Annotated in this window: 17 protein-coding genes; 14 read left to right on the top strand and 3 right to left on the bottom strand. The window is 43.4% G+C overall.

All coding sequences use genetic code 11. The annotated features are described in order from the left end of the window. The first annotated feature begins 144 nt into the window (after positions 1 to 144). A complete protein-coding gene (gene pulA / locus BLT53_RS11645; protein WP_342027873.1) occupies positions 145 to 2,313 on the top strand; it encodes a type I pullulanase in 2,169 nt (722 codons plus the stop codon). Between the two features lie 166 nt (positions 2,314 to 2,479). Beyond that, on the top strand, positions 2,480 to 3,274 hold the full coding sequence (locus tag BLT53_RS11640) for a phosphotransferase family protein (RefSeq protein WP_090235047.1): 795 nt from the start codon (positions 2,480 to 2,482) through the stop codon (positions 3,272 to 3,274). 51 nt (positions 3,275 to 3,325) lie between these two features. Here the strand turns inward: BLT53_RS11640 and BLT53_RS11635 are convergent, their stop codons facing one another. Continuing rightward, the gene (locus BLT53_RS11635; protein ID WP_090235045.1) at positions 3,326 to 3,607 is read right to left on the bottom strand and encodes a YtzH-like family protein; all 282 of its coding nucleotides are present in this window, start codon (positions 3,605 to 3,607) and stop codon (positions 3,326 to 3,328) included. Positions 3,608 to 3,806: 199 nt separating this feature from the next. Between BLT53_RS11635 and trmB the strand changes: the two genes are divergently transcribed. The 3 genes from trmB to BLT53_RS11620 all read left to right on the top strand — a co-directional run bounded on the left by trmB (position 3,807) and on the right by BLT53_RS11620 (position 6,217). After that, positions 3,807 to 4,454 carry a tRNA (guanosine(46)-N7)-methyltransferase TrmB gene (gene trmB, locus BLT53_RS11630; RefSeq protein ID WP_090235044.1) on the top strand — a complete coding sequence of 216 codons (648 nt, stop codon included), beginning with the start codon at positions 3,807 to 3,809 and terminating at the stop codon, positions 4,452 to 4,454. 283 nt (positions 4,455 to 4,737) lie between these two features. Continuing rightward, positions 4,738 to 5,574 carry a YtnP family quorum-quenching lactonase gene (locus BLT53_RS11625; RefSeq protein ID WP_090235043.1) on the top strand — a complete coding sequence of 279 codons (837 nt, stop codon included), beginning with the start codon at positions 4,738 to 4,740 and terminating at the stop codon, positions 5,572 to 5,574. A 106-nt stretch (positions 5,575 to 5,680) separates the two neighbouring features. Further along, positions 5,681 to 6,217, top strand: a complete 537-nt coding sequence (locus BLT53_RS11620; RefSeq protein WP_090235042.1) for a hypothetical protein — start codon at positions 5,681 to 5,683, stop codon at positions 6,215 to 6,217. A gap of 44 nt (positions 6,218 to 6,261) precedes the next feature. Here the strand turns inward: BLT53_RS11620 and BLT53_RS11615 are convergent, their stop codons facing one another. Next, positions 6,262 to 6,591 carry a PepSY domain-containing protein gene (locus BLT53_RS11615; RefSeq protein WP_170834318.1) on the bottom strand — a complete coding sequence of 110 codons (330 nt, stop codon included), beginning with the start codon at positions 6,589 to 6,591 and terminating at the stop codon, positions 6,262 to 6,264. Positions 6,592 to 6,879: 288 nt separating this feature from the next. Here BLT53_RS11615 and queD point away from each other — a divergent pair, with 288 nt between their 5' ends. The 5 genes from queD (at position 6,880) to BLT53_RS11590 (ending at position 10,428) form a co-directional block, all read left to right on the top strand. Next, the gene (queD, locus tag BLT53_RS11610) at positions 6,880 to 7,362 is read left to right on the top strand and encodes a 6-carboxytetrahydropterin synthase QueD (protein ID WP_090235039.1); all 483 of its coding nucleotides are present in this window, start codon (positions 6,880 to 6,882) and stop codon (positions 7,360 to 7,362) included. Next, positions 7,346 to 8,077, top strand: a complete 732-nt coding sequence (locus BLT53_RS11605) for a 7-carboxy-7-deazaguanine synthase QueE (protein WP_090235038.1) — start codon at positions 7,346 to 7,348, stop codon at positions 8,075 to 8,077. The genes queD and BLT53_RS11605 overlap by 17 nt, the downstream gene beginning before the upstream one ends. A gap of 6 nt (positions 8,078 to 8,083) precedes the next feature. Beyond that, positions 8,084 to 8,755: a 7-cyano-7-deazaguanine synthase QueC gene (queC, locus tag BLT53_RS11600; RefSeq protein ID WP_090235037.1), complete on the top strand. Its 672-nt coding sequence runs from the start codon at positions 8,084 to 8,086 to the stop codon at positions 8,753 to 8,755. 92 nt (positions 8,756 to 8,847) lie between these two features. Continuing rightward, the gene (locus tag BLT53_RS11595) at positions 8,848 to 9,912 is read left to right on the top strand and encodes a M42 family metallopeptidase (protein ID WP_090235035.1); all 1,065 of its coding nucleotides are present in this window, start codon (positions 8,848 to 8,850) and stop codon (positions 9,910 to 9,912) included. Positions 9,913 to 9,930: 18 nt separating this feature from the next. Next, positions 9,931 to 10,428: a DUF84 family protein gene (locus tag BLT53_RS11590; protein ID WP_090235033.1), complete on the top strand. Its 498-nt coding sequence runs from the start codon at positions 9,931 to 9,933 to the stop codon at positions 10,426 to 10,428. A 59-nt stretch (positions 10,429 to 10,487) separates the two neighbouring features. On the opposite strand, the gene BLT53_RS11585 is transcribed toward BLT53_RS11590, so the two are convergent. Beyond that, positions 10,488 to 12,545, bottom strand: coding sequence for a methyl-accepting chemotaxis protein (locus tag BLT53_RS11585; protein WP_090235031.1), 2,058 nt, complete (start codon positions 12,543 to 12,545; stop codon positions 10,488 to 10,490). 157 nt (positions 12,546 to 12,702) lie between these two features. On the opposite strand from BLT53_RS11585, the gene BLT53_RS11580 reads away from it, so the two are divergent. The 4 genes from BLT53_RS11580 (at position 12,703) to BLT53_RS11565 (ending at position 15,402) form a co-directional block, all read left to right on the top strand. Then, on the top strand, positions 12,703 to 13,710 hold the full coding sequence (locus tag BLT53_RS11580) for a PTS sugar transporter subunit IIC (protein WP_090235029.1): 1,008 nt from the start codon (positions 12,703 to 12,705) through the stop codon (positions 13,708 to 13,710). 15 nt (positions 13,711 to 13,725) lie between these two features. Then, complete coding sequence (locus BLT53_RS11575) at positions 13,726 to 14,055, top strand: thioredoxin family protein (protein ID WP_090235026.1); 330 nt, start codon at positions 13,726 to 13,728, stop codon at positions 14,053 to 14,055. 69 nt (positions 14,056 to 14,124) lie between these two features. Then, on the top strand, positions 14,125 to 14,541 hold the full coding sequence (gene queF, locus BLT53_RS11570) for a preQ(1) synthase (RefSeq protein WP_211516909.1): 417 nt from the start codon (positions 14,125 to 14,127) through the stop codon (positions 14,539 to 14,541). 57 nt (positions 14,542 to 14,598) lie between these two features. Continuing rightward, positions 14,599 to 15,402: a DUF1444 domain-containing protein gene (locus BLT53_RS11565; protein WP_090235025.1), complete on the top strand. Its 804-nt coding sequence runs from the start codon at positions 14,599 to 14,601 to the stop codon at positions 15,400 to 15,402. The last annotated feature ends 17 nt before the right edge of the window (positions 15,403 to 15,419 follow it).

Below are 15,419 nucleotides of genomic sequence, written 5' to 3'. Positions count from 1 at the left end.
TCTGTTTTCTTTATCTTTGGATAAAATAAGTAAGAGAGAATGGTTTCAAACAGGCTCGTTTAAAGGTAAATAACAATCATGAGCAGGCAATACATAAACGCTGGGATTGTTTAATGAAGCCATGGTTGAAACTGGGGGTGCAGTATACTGGATACGGAAAAGAGAATCAGCAATACAGATCAAATCGAAGCTTATCTGGATACCTTCACGATGATTACGATCGTGATATTTACTGAGGTATCAAGAGAAGCCCAATTTGACGTGACGGATAATGAAAAGGTTTACCCGCTCAAAAAAATCTCGGAGCAACGGCTGGAGGATCGTCTTCTTTTTCATATGGTGCTCGATCAGAAAATTCCCCTTTACCGTGATTATTGGGTGGTTTGCCCGGACGGCAGCAGGATTCCTCTGAAAACGGGTGCTGTCGTAAGAACCAAGGAGTTCGATGAATTATATGCCTACGATAAGCGGGATTTGGGAGCCACTTATTCACAGGAACGGACCATATTTAAGCTGTGGGCTCCAACTGCTTCCTCTGTCCGTTTAAAGCTGTTTACCAGTTCAAGCACAGCTTTTGAATATCCCATGAACAGAGGAGAGAAGGGCGTTTGGTCAGCAGATCTTGAAGGGGATCATCATTTGCATGAATATACCTTTCTCGTGCGCGTCAATCACAGTGTGAATGAAGCGGTGGATCCCTATGCAAAAGGCGTAACGGTGAACGGAACAAGGGGAGTCATTGTGGATATGAATAAAACCCATCCCCTTGGATGGGAGAAAACGTCGGTGCCTCCTCCGATTAAAAAGACCGACAGCATCATTTACGAAGTGCATGTCAGGGATTTTTCCATTCATCCGTTAAGCGGAATTCAATACAAAGGAAAGTTTATGGGATTTACGGAAAGCGGGACCACCGCCCCCGGACAGTTCAGCACTGGGCTCGACTATTTATCATCACTTGGCATAACTCATGTGCAGATTTTGCCGGTGAACGATTATGGCAGCATTGATGAATTAAAGGCTGACACCGAGTATAACTGGGGTTATGATCCCTTGCATTTCAATGTACCCGAAGGATCATATGCCACGGACCCGACTGATCCGGTTACCAGGATCAGCGAATATAAAGCGCTTATTGCAGCCCTCCATAATAAAGGGCTGCGTGTAATTATGGATGTTGTGTATAATCATGTTTTTATCCGAGAAACCTCTGATTTTGAAAAAATTGTTCCCGGCTATTATTTCAGGTTCGATTATGGCGGAAATCCTGTTAATGGGACGGGTGTGGGAAATGATACTGCCTCAGAACGATTTATGATGAGAAAATTTATGCTGGATTCGGTTCTTTATTGGAAAAACGAATATCACGTGGACGGCTTTCGTTTTGATTTGATGGGCATCCATGATATTGATACAATGAACCTCCTGTTTACAGAGCTGTCCAGAGAAGATCCGTCCATCTTCCTGTTGGGTGAAGGCTGGAAGATGGATACATGGCTTGACGAAGACCAAAAAGCCTGTATAGATTCTGCTGTACGAATGCCTGGCATCTCATTTTTTAATGATCGTTTCCGTGATCATGTGAAAGGCAACATTTTTAACGAAGCCCAGGGCGGGTTTATCAACGGAAATGCGGGCATGCTGAATGGACTTTTTGAGAATGTTTCCGGCAACAGCGGTGATCACAGACTTTTTAGAACTCCAGGCCAAAGCATCAATTATATTGAGTGTCATGACAACCATACCTTATGGGACCGGCTTAAGATCCTCCATCCCCACGAGGACGAAGCTATTCTCCGCAGGCGTCATTTGCTGGGAACCGCACTGGCCCTTTTTTCTCAGGGAGTTCCTTTTATCCATGCGGGGCAGGAATTTTTCCGGACAAAGCAAGGCGATGGAAACAGCTATCGGTCGGGAGATCTGATCAATCGTCTGGATTGGGAGAGGCGGGCGAAATTTGCAGCAGATGTTCAATATATACAGGAGCTAATCCGGATCAGACAGCATCATCCAGCCTTTCGAATGGATCATCCAGCAGATATTGCGGCCCATGTTTCCAACCTTGGGGAACTGCCCGATGGTGTGTTTGGGGTTTTCTTAAAAAAGGTGGAAGAAATGGACACATGGCAGGATATTGTTTTATTGTTCAATGGTCATCTTGAAGAAAAAAATGTGTCTCTTCCTGAGCCGGGAAAATGGCAGGTAATCGCAGAAGACATGGAAGTTAAAGAGGATGGCCTGTATGAGACTGAAGCACGAAAGCTGTTGCTTCCGCCTCTTGGATTTACAATGGCCGTGCAGCTTTCAGTATAAAAACCCGCGAAAAGACAGGTTGTCATATAAATATGTACGAATTTTGATGAGGCTGTGTTAAAATAATGTATTCGTAGAGGTTTTTATAAAATTGTGTACGGTAAACGTGGGAATCGACCGATATATATAGGACATAATTTTCCGCATGAGATTGAAGGTGAACGTTTTGGAACATTTACTAGGCAAAGGCTGGCAAATCATGCCAGCCGGCGGAGCAACAGGAGAAGCATACCAAGCTAAATATGAAGATCAGACCCTTTTTCTAAAGCGCAATTCATCACCTTTTCTTGCAGTACTCTCTGCGGAGGGAATTGTTCCGAAATTGTTATGGACAAAGAGATTGGGCAACGGAGATGTCATTACCGCCCAAAAATGGCTGAACGGCAGGGAACTAAAGGCTTCGGAAATGAATAACGATGCCGTTGGAAGACTGCTTGGCAGAATACACGGATCTTCTGAACTGCTTGATATGTTAAAGCGTTTGGGGAAAAAGCCGCTTACTCCTGAACTGATTATTGATGAGATTGAAGCCAATATCCAATCGGAGCAGGAATGCCCGCCTAAAATCAAAGAAGCCGTTTCTTATTTGAAGATGCAGAAAAACGTAATTCATCATGATAAAAAAGTTGTCTGTCACTGTGACGTGAATCATAACAACTGGATGGTGAGCGAAACCAACGAGCTTTTCCTGATTGATTGGGATGGAGCGATGATTGCCGACCCTGCACTGGATCTCGGATTATTGCTGTATTGGTATATCCCGCGTGACAATTGGGCGCAATGGCTTTCTGTCTATGGCGTTGACTTGACCGTTGACCTTCAGCGGAGAATGCACTGGTACATTGTCGCTCAAACCATCCAGTCTGTTTTCTGGCATGGGCAGCGAAAGCAAGATGCCGAAAAAGAGTACTGGTATAATTTTTTAAAACAAATTTTGCGAGAAAGCTACTATATTAATTAAGTTTCGACATTTTTTCCATTTATTGCCCGGGGAATCCATGTGTTTAAGTGGTCAGCCCTGGGGACCCTGAATGGTATTCAGCCAGGTTTCAATATGCATCTTGTGATCGGTTATATGCTGTTGGAGGTTATCATGGGTAGAGCCATCATGGCTGTAGGTGTTGATCAGTCCAAGCACGTTTTTTACGTCACTGTTCACGCTTCCGTGCTGCATAAGATGGTTGGCCAGGCGTTCCAATTGAGCACATTCCTGTGGGGTGCCATTGCAGTCCGTATGGTGATCCTGAAGAATATCACGAAGCAGTGTTAACTGGTGAGTATAATCAAGAGGCATGTTGTTCACATCCTTTTTTTAGTGGGTGATCCAAGTAAATATAGGGTATGGAAAACCCCTGAATTTATCCATGGCTGAACTCGGTTAGAGTTCTTTTTTTTGGAAGGAAAACCAGCAGGAGTCGCTTTCTCTTTTTATATACTTCATGATAAAATGTCGGGGTTATGAACTGGCACTGAGTTAAGAAAGGAAGATTATAATGCGTCAGCGTTTTAAACCGTGGGCAAAAGAAAAACTACAGGAGTATCCCGAAATTGTTGCCCAAAATCCTGCCGAATTAAAGGGCAGATGGCACGAGTACTTTGGGAATAACAATCCCATCCATATTGAAGTTGGAACAGGAAAAGGCCAATTTGTCACGGGTATGGGAAAAGCCCATCCGGACATTAATTATATCGGAATGGAAATTTACGATAGCATTATCGTTTCCGCTTTGGAAAAAATCGTTGAGGAAAACATCGGAAACGTTAAAATCATTCGTGAAAATGCACAAAAGCTGACTGACTTTTTTGAGCCGGGTGAAGTGGACAGGGTGTATCTGAATTTTTCTGATCCATGGCCAAAAAACAAGCATGAAAAACGCCGGTTGACTCATGAATTTTTCCTTGCGATATTCGAAACTATTCTTAAGGAAAACGGTGAAATTCATTTTAAAACCGACAACCAGGGCCTGTTTGAGTACTCGCTTCACAGCTTTTCAAAATACGGAATGGTTTTAAATCAGGTTTGGCTTGATTTGCACAATAGTGATTATGAAGGAAACATTATGACGGAATACGAAGAAAAATTCTCTTCCAAAGGCTTCAGGATCTATCGCACAGAAGCCCAATTCCGATCAAAGAATTGACCCGGACCACGTTGCCGGGTTTTTTTATTTGCCTGCCTTATGTAATTTCTTCATTGACAGTTGATGGAGTGTGAAATTGGAGATCCCCAAAAGTAAACTCCCATTTTGCTGCCTCGGCATCCTTGTCCAGCTGGGATCAAGTAGTCGCTTGCTCCGGTAAAAGCGAGCAAACCGGAACGGAAATCAACCACTAGAATTTGTCTAAAATGTTGTCGGACGGGAATACAAAGTATGTTAAACTAAATTCAGACTATTGTTACTACTGCAAAAGGAGTGTGAAGGAATGGATCAATGGAAAATAGGAGGTATCACGTTAACCTGGCTGGATGGCGGTGTTACTCATATGGACGGAGGCGCCATGTTCGGAGTCGTCCCTAAACCGCTGTGGAGTAAAAAGTATGCGGTCAATGATTTGAATCAGATTGAGTTGAGAACCGAGCCGATCCTGGTCCAGGGGTTTGGAAAAAATATTCTGATTGAAGCTGGAATAGGCAGCGGCAAATTAAGTGAAAAGCAAAAAAGAAATTATGGAGTACATGAAGAGGCATCGATTGAAACGAGCCTGAACGAGCTGGGATTGACCGTGAAGGATATCGATGTAGTGTTAATGACACATATGCACTTTGATCATGCTTCAGGATTAACCCGGAAAAACGGGGAAGAATTTGTCTCTGTTTTTGAAAACGCTGCCATACATACTTCTGACATTGAATGGGAGGAATTGAAAAACCCGAATATTCGCTCCCGGAACACGTATTGGGAAGAGAACTGGAAACCGATTCAACATCAGGTCTACACGTTCAGCGAAACATTTGAACCAATTAATGGAATAAAAATGGTACACACCGGCGGGCATAGCGATGGACACAGTGTAATTGAAATACAAACGGATGAGCAGACGGTGTATCATTTAGGTGACATTATGCCTACTCATGCCCACAAGAATCCCCTGTGGGTGCTGGCTTATGATGATTACCCGATGACCTCCATTTATGAAAAGCAAAAATGGATCAAGCCGGATACCTGGTACTTTTTTTATCACGATGCCGTATACCGGGCGGTGAAGTGGAATGAGGACGGCGTGATCTCAGATAGCATTAAACGAATGGGAAATAGTTAACGATGTCGAATTTTCGTCACATTATTTCCAGATTCAAGTGGGTAAACAAAAATGAAATCTATGATATGATGGAAGAGATTAGGACTGAAAGCAAGGAGGATTATTTATGAAAAAAAAGATTTTTGCCCTATTTTCCGTTTTTACTCTTGTTTTTTCCTTTGCTTCGATTGCTTCCGCTGCTGGAGCAACTACAGAAATGAAAGCAGCTATTGAAAAAGGATTGAAAGAAGCTCACTATGACTACAAAAAAGGCAGCATTGAAATCAGTGATGTACAAACGGTGCCGAATGAGGACAAGAAATTGGATACGTCTGAAATTGTTGTCGGTATGGGTTCCTACAAAACGATGAGAGACAACATCTTTTCTTTCACGCACAAAGAAATTGTCTTCTACAATGCAAAAGACAATAAGATGCTGACCGAACAGGAAGTTGCCAAGGCGGGTCCTGAACTGCAAAAGTACAAGGAAGACCACGAAAGCCAGACAGGAACCAAAATGGACTATGTGGTTGTTCTCCTGCTTCTTGCTTTAGTATTGCTTGTACCTCTATACCTTCTTACCATTTGGGAAAAAGGACAGTACCTTACTACTAAGTTCAAAATTAAAAACAACTTGTACAATCACACCAAAGAATTTAACTAAAAAAGAAAACACCGCTTGCTTGAGCGGTGTTTTTTTATGGTGCTTTATACGGTAGCAGCCACTTTTTCTCCATGTTTTGAAATATCAAGAATACTTCCGGTTTTTGCATCGACCATGAAATCATATTGTGTCAATGTAGAATGAAGTCTGCTGGAAAGACCTCCTTTATATACGGTGTAGGGAAGCCCGAAACGCTTAACCTCTTCTGGATGAACATTGATCCATGAACCGGTGATCATAAATTCATCCCTGGCCTGGTCCTTAATGAGGTTTAATGCTTTTTCAGGAGTCAATGTCTGAGGTAAACGTTTTGCAGCGATATATCCTGCCGCAAATCCTGCAACTCCGGCAAGAATCCATTTGCTTGCTTTCATGTTCAGCATCTCCTTTTTTGTGTATGCTTTTCCCATACAGTATAACAGAAACAAAGCCGTGAACAAAAACAGGCCCCCTGCTGTCAGCGTAAAAGCAGCTTGCGCATTTCAGGGGGTTTTTGCTATGCTAATAAAGTGTTAGTACGAGGGTTCGAAATTCCCACCCCTCATTAAAAAAAACTAGGGAGCGTGGAAAACCATAAACCTTTCACTCTCTCCCGATACGTTTGTAAGCAGGGAGCTTTTTTTATGGTTTTTTTCATGTTCTTGGAAGGATGTCGAGAATAAATGGAATTCGAAATTCCGAAAAAGGTGCAAAAAATAGATGAAGATATTCAGCGCGATAAGCTGAAATACCATCATAAGCGGGTGGCTGTAACAAAAGAATTTACGTTTGATGCGGCTCATCATCTCCATTGCTATGAAGGCAAGTGCAAGAACCTGCACGGCCATACTTACAGGCTGGTCCTGACGATAAGCGGTTTTGTAGATCCGGTAGGCATTTCCATGGATTTTGGAGATATAAAGAAAATTTATAAAGAGGCGATCGAAAGCAGGCTGGACCATCGTTATTTAAATGACGTGATGCCGCCAATGAATACGACCGCAGAAAATATGATTGTATGGATCTGGGAAGAATTCGATAAGAAACTGGATCAATACCAATGGAAAGAAAAAGGCTTCCGTCTTGAGGAAATTGTATTGTATGAAACCCCAACTAGTTATGCAACCATGAAAAGGGAGTGGATGGAACATGACGAATCACTTTGAGCTTCCTTTATCTGATGTGTACTCCCAATGGAAGCTTCCCATGGTTGAAATTTTTGAAACCATTGAAGGAGAAGGGATGGCTGCAGGCTTTCCAACCATTTTTGTCCGCGTGTTTCATTGCAATTTGCGATGCACCTGGTGTGATACACCGTACAGTTATGCTCCGGCAAAACCGGAATTTGAAGCAACAATTGAGGAGATCATTGAACGCATAAACACGTTCGCCTCAAAGCGCATCTGTTTTACCGGCGGAGAACCGTTAATTCACAGAGAAAAGTCCGCTGCTCTTTTAAAGGCGATGGCCGGCATCGAACGAATTGAGGATATTCATGTGGAAACCAACGGAGCGATTGCTCTAAAACCCTTTCAGCTTTTGCGTGAAAGCGACCCTATGCTAAGCAGTAAAGTACGATTCGTTATGGATTACAAGCTGCCGGCTTCCGGTGAAATGAACCGCATGATCCATGAAAACTTTGATGTTTTGAAGCCGAATGATGAGATTAAATTCGTGATTGGAAGTGACGATGATTTTGACATTGCTTCATCGGTACTGGAGCAGCATCACAAGCAAGGTCTTGCATTATTCAGCCCAGTTTGGGAGACCATGCCTCCTGAAAAACTGGTAAACAAAGTATTAACCGCACGCATGCCGGATGTCAAAGTCAGCATGCAGCTTCATAAAATCATCTGGGATCCGGAGAAGAGAGGGGTATAAACAAACATGAAAAAAGCAGTAATTGTTTTAAGTGGAGGACTTGACAGCACGACGTGCATGGGAATTGCAAAACATGAAGGGTATGAACTCTATCCTTTAACGTTCAATTATGGACAAAGACACAGCCGTGAGGTGAATCAAGCAAAAAAAGTTGCTGAATATTTTGGGGTAAACGAACACCGCATTGTAGACATTGCTTTCCTGAACCAAATTGGAGGCAGTGCCCTTACAGATGCTTCAATCGATGTTCCAACTGAAAAAGAAGACAAAGAAGAGATACCATCAACCTATGTTCCAGCCCGTAACATGATCTTTTTGTCTCTGGCAAGCGCCTATGCAGAAGTAATAGGTGCGGAGGCCGTCTTTATTGGCGTGTCTGCTGTCGATTACAGTGGTTACCCAGATTGCCGGCCTGAATTTATCAAAAGCATGAACGAAACGATTAATCTTGCAACAAAAGCCGGCACGACCGGAGAGCGAATTGCCATCTGTGCTCCGTTAATGCATTTGACGAAAAAAGAAACCATAGAAAAAGGACTGGAACTAAAGGTCCCTTATCATTTAACCACCTCGTGTTACAACGGAGAAGAAGAAGCATGCGGCGAATGTGACAGCTGCCAGCTGCGCTTAAAAGGATTTGAGGAAGCAGGCGCAAAAGATCCCATCCCATACAAATAATAAGACCTGTCCCCTATTGAAGGTTGGTAAATTTTGATTGCCAGCGGTACAATAGGGGTATTACATATATCCGTTTATTGAAAGGAGAACCAATGAATACTGAAACATTGCAATTGTTTAAAACATTAACAGAGCTTCCCGGTGCACCCGGATTTGAGCATGATGTCCGTAAATTTGTAAGAAAAGAAATTGAACCGTATAGTGATGAAATCATTCAGGACGGAATGGGCAGCATTTTTGGCGTCAGACATGGAGAAGGCCCAAAAGTCATGGTTGCCGGCCACATGGATGAGGTTGGATTTATGGTGACCCGTATTACCCGGAACGGCATGATTCATTTTGAAACACTTGGCGGCTGGTGGAGTCAGGTATTGCTTGCCCAAAGAGTTCAGATTATTACGGATCACGGTCCGGTGATTGGTGTTATCGGTTCTGTTCCCCCGCATCTTTTAGGTGAAGATCAACGAAAGCGGCCAATGGACATCAAGCATATGTATATTGATATCGGAGCTGACAGCAGACAGGATGCAGAGAAGATCGGCATTCGTCCGGGACAGCAGATTGTTCCGATCTGTCCGTTTACCCCAATGGCGAATCCCAAAAAGATTATGGCAAAAGCTTGGGATAACCGATATGGTGTCGGACTGGCCATTGAGCTTTTAAAGGAATTAAAAGATGTAAAGCTGCCAAACCAGCTTTATTCTGGAGCAACTGTTCAGGAAGAGGCCGGATTAAGAGGTTCAAAAACGGCTGCAAATTTGATTGAACCCGATATTTTTTATGCCCTGGATGCAAGTCCTGCCAATGACATGACGGGAAATGAAAATGAATTTGGACACCTTGGGAAGGGGACATTGCTTCGTATTCTGGACCGCACGATGATTACGAATAAAAGTCTGCGTGAATTTATTCTGGATACCGCCGAAACACACAATATTCCTTATCAATATTTTGTTTCTCCGGGCGGCACAGATGCGGGCAGTGTTCATCTTTCAGGAAAAGGCGTCCCATCTGCTGTTGTGGGCATCTGTTCCCGTTATATTCACACTCATGCTTCCATTGTTCATGTGGATGACTATGCAGCGGCTAAAGAACTGCTGATCCAGCTTGTTAAATCGACAGATCAATCCATGCTGGACAGTATACTGAACGACTAAGGTTTGGTTGGTGATCAAATGAAATATGCAATAGGTTCCGCGAATCCTGCGAAAGTAAAAGCGGTGATACAAATAGTAAACGAGCCGGTCCAGTCCTTGGATGTTCCTTCAGGTGTATCCCCGCAGCCTTTCTCTGATGAGGAAACACGGCTTGGAGCCGTTAACCGTGCAAAAGCGTGCGTGGAAAAAGGAGCGGAGCTTGGATTCGGCCTCGAAGGCGGCGTTACTGAAATGGAAGGAACGCTTTATCTTTGCAACTGGGGAGCACTAGCTGATCAGGACGGCCACCTGGTCGTTGCGAGCGGGGCAAAAATTCCTCTGCCCGATGAGATTGCTGCTCCTATCCGAAAGGGAAGTGAACTGGGTGAAGTGATGGCCAGTTTTACATCCGACAAAGATATTCGAAAAAAAGCAGGGGCGATCGGTGTTTTGACAAATGGAGCATTGGCACGGGATGAGATGTTCAAGCACATCGTCAAGCTCCTCTTTGGACAATACAAATTTCAAAAATCATAAAAAATGAAAAAGCTCCTTTTGGGGAGCTTTTTTAAATTTGAGGTTTTAGGTTTGGAAGTCTAGGAAACGGCTTCTTCATCGTCCATAGATGCTGAGGCTTCAAGCAAGCCGTCTTGCAGAGCGTCAGGCATTTCGTTTGAAGGCTTTGAATGAGTTTCTCCGAGATGAAACTGCTGAACTTCGTTTTGAAGGTTAAGAGCGATTTCTTGAAGCTCGTTGGCAGCGTCGTTCACCTCATTAATGGCCTGTTTATGATGCAGGCTTGATTCACTGACCTGCTCACTTGTTGCGACGGATTCCTGTGAGATGGCGCTTACTTTATGAAGTTTTTCTGAGAGTCCCACATTGGCTGCTCCCACATGTTGAATCGATTGCTGAATACGGCTGATTTTGCTGTGAACCGCGGTTACATTTGTGACGATTGATTCAAATGCCTCTCGGGTCATGGAGACAGATTGCAGCTGTTCGTTTCGATATTCTTGAAAACTTGCGGCTTCCTGGGTGAGGTTTTCCATTTGCTTTGCCATCATTTTAACCAGCTCCTGGATTTGTGCCGCTTCATTCTTTGAACGTTCGGCAAGCTTACGGACTTCGGCGGCAACGACGCCAAATCCCCTGCCGGCTTCTCCGGCTCTTGCAGACTCAATGGCTGCATTGAGTGCAAGCAGATCGGTGCTTCTAGTAATCTCCTGAATGGTATGAACAATCGGCTGGATCTGTTTTGATTGTTTACTCGCTTCCTGAATTTGAGCAATAAGGTTGTTGGCCAGAGCAATAAATTTTTCAGAATGGTGATTGAGCTGCTGTACCGTTTCCATACCCGATTTTCCGTCTTCTTCTGCGCGCAATGTATCATCAGCGATTTGTTCGCTGAAAGCAGCAGTTGCCTGGATGGCCTCAGTTACCTCATTCAGCAGCTCGGTGCTCTCGTGTAAATGGTCTGCCTGATTCTGTGCTCCGAGAGATACTTGTTGTGCAGCTTCTGAAACTTCTTCAGTCTGGGCTGTTGTCTCTTGAGAAATGGCGGCGAGGTGCTGTGATGAAGCTGCCAATTGTTCAGAAGCCTTTTGTACCTCACTGAGCGACCGCTGCATTTTTTCAGCCATTCCGTTAAAGGTTTCAGCCAGTGCACCCATTTCATCATTGGTCGTAACCTTTACCCGGTAATCCAGATTTCCGTTTCCGATAATTGTTGCCCCTTCTTTAAGCAATGAAATGGAACGGACGATTGAGCGGATCAGCCAGACCCCTGCAAAACTGAGGCCGGTGATAATCACAACTGCAATCCCGATCATGAGCCAGGTGAGCAAGGATTTTAATCCTGACTGCTGGTCTGCGAGTTCGGCCCGTTTTTGATCGTTTGATTTTTCTATAGTGATGATTGAAGTATCCACCTTGTCCGCGATCGTTTCAAATTCAGCATTGATTCCCCTGATTTGCTTGGATACGTTTTGGATATTACCGGCAGATGATGTATACTTCAGCAGTTTTGTTTTGAAGTCGCCTGTTTCCTTTTCGGACAGGGAAGACTGATCAAGCTGGTTTTCGAAGTTTTGGGCAGCTTCTTCAAATTTTGTGATATTTTCATCATTTAAGGCCAAATAGAATTCTTTTTCATATGTGTTCATGATCAAGAAGCGGTTGTACAGCTTTTCATCCTTTAAATCTTTCACTCTTTTTTCAAAGTCGGCTGATGTATCGGACATCAATTTTTTTAGTTCCATAATTTGCACGGTCATGGCTGAAGTGGAACTAAACGCCGTTTTATATTGACCGATTTTATCAAGAATGCTTTTGTATTCCTTTTTTACTGAAGAAGTGCTGGCTTTCTTCGAATAATTTTCAACCTTCCTTTGCAATGTAAGAACAGATGAATCAATTTCTCTGGCTTTTTCTGTAGAAGGCGTTTTTAAATATTCCTGTTCCTTCTTACGGATGGCTGATAATTTGCTGTAAATTTCCTTGCTTTGGATGCTGTTTTGCTGCAGTTGGTCTTTTTCTGCATCCATTTTTCCGTTCAGCCAAATATAGGCTGCCATAAAAATGGTCATAATAAGCAATCCGCACAAACTGATCAATAGCATGGTTCTGACTCTGTTTCGAATGGACATTTTCATTTTGCTCCCCTCCAATTTTAATATCGGAGGAATCTTCTTTTTGTTTATATCTGAAATTTTAAGCAATTCTTTATAGTGTCTTTACAGATGTTAATCCTCTTGTATAATAAATAGGTTATACTTTGCATTCAACATTTGATGATAAAGGAGAATTGGTGTGGGTCAATTTTTGGAAAGAAAGGGAGTAACATTATCCCCGAAAGTATATTTCATTACAGGGTTCAGCTATTTTGCGCTTGGATTAATGTCCTCGTTGGTGATCGGACTTATTTTAAAAACGATTGGAGAGCAGGCGGGATGGCCATTTTTTATTAAAATGGGGACCGTCGCCATGAGCATGCTTGGGCCGGCTATTGGAGCGGCTGTCGCTTATGGGCTTGAAGCACCTCCGCTCGTGTTGTTTGCGACCGTAACTGCAGGAGCAGCAGGGGCTGAACTTGGAAGTGTGGCTGGCTGTTTTGTGGCGTCCCTCATCGCGGTAGAAGCAGGAAAGCTTGTTTCAAAGGAAACAAAAGTGGATATTCTCGTGACACCTGCCGTCACTGTTTTTGCAGGTTTTACGGTCGCCTATTTTGCGGGGCCGGGGATCGACCAGTTTATGAAAGGATTTGGTCATCTCGTTATGTGGGCTACCGACCAGCGTCCTTTGGTCATGAGCATTCTTGTAGCTCTTTTGCTTGGCCTTGCCCTCACTGGCCCGATCTCAAGTGCAGCCATTGCCATTATGCTCGGCCTTGAAGGAACCGCAGCTGGTGCAGCGACCATCGGATGTGCGGCCCAGATGATCGGGTTTGCCACAATCAGCTTCAGGGAAAACGGCTTTGGGGGCTGGATCACGCAGGGGATTGGAACCTCAAAGCTTCAGTTTCCTAACGTGGTACGCAATCCGAGAATCCTTATTCCTCCAACGGTTGCCGGCATGATTCTTGCGCCGATTGGTACCCTTGTTTTCCAGATGACGAACATACCGGCAGGCGCGGGTATGGGTACCAGCGGCCTGGTCGGGCAAATTATGACGTTTCGAACGATGGGTTTTAGCTGGGATGTTTTTTTATATATCGTGCTGCTGCATTTTGCTGGACCTATTATGATCAGTCTGGTACTTTCAGAATGGATGAGAAAAAAAGGGTATATCGCCTTTGGAGATATGAAAATAAATCAGTAAGAGGAGCGAATCTTGATGAAAACGGTACAAACGATAGAAGAGTTTAAAGAGATCACAGGAGCAGGAAAAACCCTCGCTGTTTTTTCAGCGGACTGGTGTCCTGACTGTGTGTTTATTAAACCATTTCTTCCTGAGCTGGAGCAGGAATCCAAGCAGTTTACTTTTGTGTATGTGGACCGGGATCAGTTGATTGAATTGTGCCAGGACCTTGATATTTTTGGAATTCCGAGTTTTGTGGCCTTTCAGGATGGAAAAGAGATCGGTCGGTATGTGGACAAAGAGCGAAAAACGAAGGAACAAATTTCATCGTTTATAAATAATTTACCTGTTCATACCAATGAATAGAAGAAATATGTTAAACTCATAAATAGTACGTGAAAACGTCGAGCATCATATTAAGAAAGGGCGTTAGCAATGGCAAAGGTAGAAGTAAATCATCAGAAATACGAAGGAATTCGTTTTGATATAGAAGATGAAAGTGTTATTTTGGTAGATATTCTTGAAACTATTCCTTACGAGTATGTGGGTAAGGATACATTGGTTACCATCCCTACAACAGAATTCACCTCTGTTTGTCCATGGTCAGGTCTTCCTGATTTCGCGGATATTATCATCAGCTATATTCCAAACGAAGACCTGGTTGAAATGAAGTCATTAAAATACTATTTGACCTCTTACCGCAACGTAGGAATTTATCAGGAACACGCAACCAACAAAATCAAGGAAGATCTCGTTGATCTTCTTAAACCGAAGTATCTTAAAATTGTCGCAACCTGGAACGCTCGCGGAGGGTTGGGTACAGAAGTGGTTGTGGAATACAAACAAGACTAATAAAAAAACCTCCGTCCAGGAGGTTTTTTATGCTTTTATTAATGGAGGGATTTTCGAATGAGTACAAGTCTGAAGCTGAAAAAGGTGCTCGAGGACCGGCTGAAACGTCCGGAATGGGATCTGTCCTATGACCGGGAAAATGAACAGCTTAGAATTGAACATAAGGACATTAGAAAGGGAATTACCCTTTCTTTATCAGGATTAACGGTGGAATGGGATAAAAAGAAGGATGCGTTTTTGGATGAACTTGTCTACCATGTCGAAGAAGCACTGAAGGCAATTGAAGAAACGCCTGCCAATAAAGCAGAGAATCAAATTTTCCCAGTCATCCGTTCCACCTCTTTTCCAAAGGAGTCACCCGAGGGAGATGCCCTGATTAACGAGGAGCATACGGCAGAAACGACAGTCTTTTATGCGGTGGATCTTGGAAATACCTACCGGCTAATCAATGAAACGATGCTGGAAGAAATGAACATAACGAGGGAGAAGCTGAAGGAAGTGGCCCGTTTTAATGTGAGATCTCTGGACACCTCGATGAAAAAAGATGAGGTGGCGGGCAACACCTTTTACTTTATCAATCATAATGACGGGTATGATGCGAGCAGAATATTGAATGCCTCTCTGCTGGATCGAATGGAACAGGAAGCATCAGGTACACTCGCAGTTGCCATTCCGCATCAGGATGTTCTTATTTTGGCAGATATCCGCAATAACCAGGGCTATGACATTTTGGCCCAGATGGCGATGCAATTTTTCATGAACGGCCGAGTTCCTGTAACTGCATTACCGTTTTTATATGAAAAAGGAGAGCTTGAACCCATCTTTATTCTGGCGAAAAACAAGCCGGTGGACGAAACATAAAAAAATCATGAAATTGT

This window comes from Fictibacillus solisalsi, assembly GCF_900103485.1.
Lineage (GTDB): Bacteria > Bacillota > Bacilli > Bacillales > Fictibacillaceae > Fictibacillus_C > Fictibacillus_C solisalsi.
Note: the sequence above shows the minus strand (reverse complement) of the source record. Positions and strands in the feature narration are given on the sequence as shown.

Coding starts and splice junctions, on each gene's coding strand:
- BLT53_RS11565 (WP_090235025.1), top strand. CDS start 14,599: ATGAGTACAAGTCTGAAGCTGAAAAAGGTGCTCGAGGACCGGCTGAAA.
- BLT53_RS11585 (WP_090235031.1), bottom strand. CDS start 12,545: ATGAAAATGTCCATTCGAAACAGAGTCAGAACCATGCTATTGATCAGT.
- BLT53_RS11595 (WP_090235035.1), top strand. CDS start 8,848: ATGAATACTGAAACATTGCAATTGTTTAAAACATTAACAGAGCTTCCC.
- BLT53_RS11625 (WP_090235043.1), top strand. CDS start 4,738: ATGGATCAATGGAAAATAGGAGGTATCACGTTAACCTGGCTGGATGGC.
- BLT53_RS11575 (WP_090235026.1), top strand. CDS start 13,726: ATGAAAACGGTACAAACGATAGAAGAGTTTAAAGAGATCACAGGAGCA.
- queF (WP_211516909.1), top strand. CDS start 14,125: ATGGCAAAGGTAGAAGTAAATCATCAGAAATACGAAGGAATTCGTTTT.
- BLT53_RS11635 (WP_090235045.1), bottom strand. CDS start 3,607: ATGCCTCTTGATTATACTCACCAGTTAACACTGCTTCGTGATATTCTT.
- BLT53_RS11605 (WP_090235038.1), top strand. CDS start 7,346: ATGACGAATCACTTTGAGCTTCCTTTATCTGATGTGTACTCCCAATGG.
- BLT53_RS11620 (WP_090235042.1), top strand. CDS start 5,681: ATGAAAAAAAAGATTTTTGCCCTATTTTCCGTTTTTACTCTTGTTTTT.
- trmB (WP_090235044.1), top strand. CDS start 3,807: ATGCGTCAGCGTTTTAAACCGTGGGCAAAAGAAAAACTACAGGAGTAT.
- queD (WP_090235039.1), top strand. CDS start 6,880: ATGGAATTCGAAATTCCGAAAAAGGTGCAAAAAATAGATGAAGATATT.
- BLT53_RS11590 (WP_090235033.1), top strand. CDS start 9,931: ATGAAATATGCAATAGGTTCCGCGAATCCTGCGAAAGTAAAAGCGGTG.
- BLT53_RS11615 (WP_170834318.1), bottom strand. CDS start 6,591: ATGAAAGCAAGCAAATGGATTCTTGCCGGAGTTGCAGGATTTGCGGCA.
- queC (WP_090235037.1), top strand. CDS start 8,084: ATGAAAAAAGCAGTAATTGTTTTAAGTGGAGGACTTGACAGCACGACG.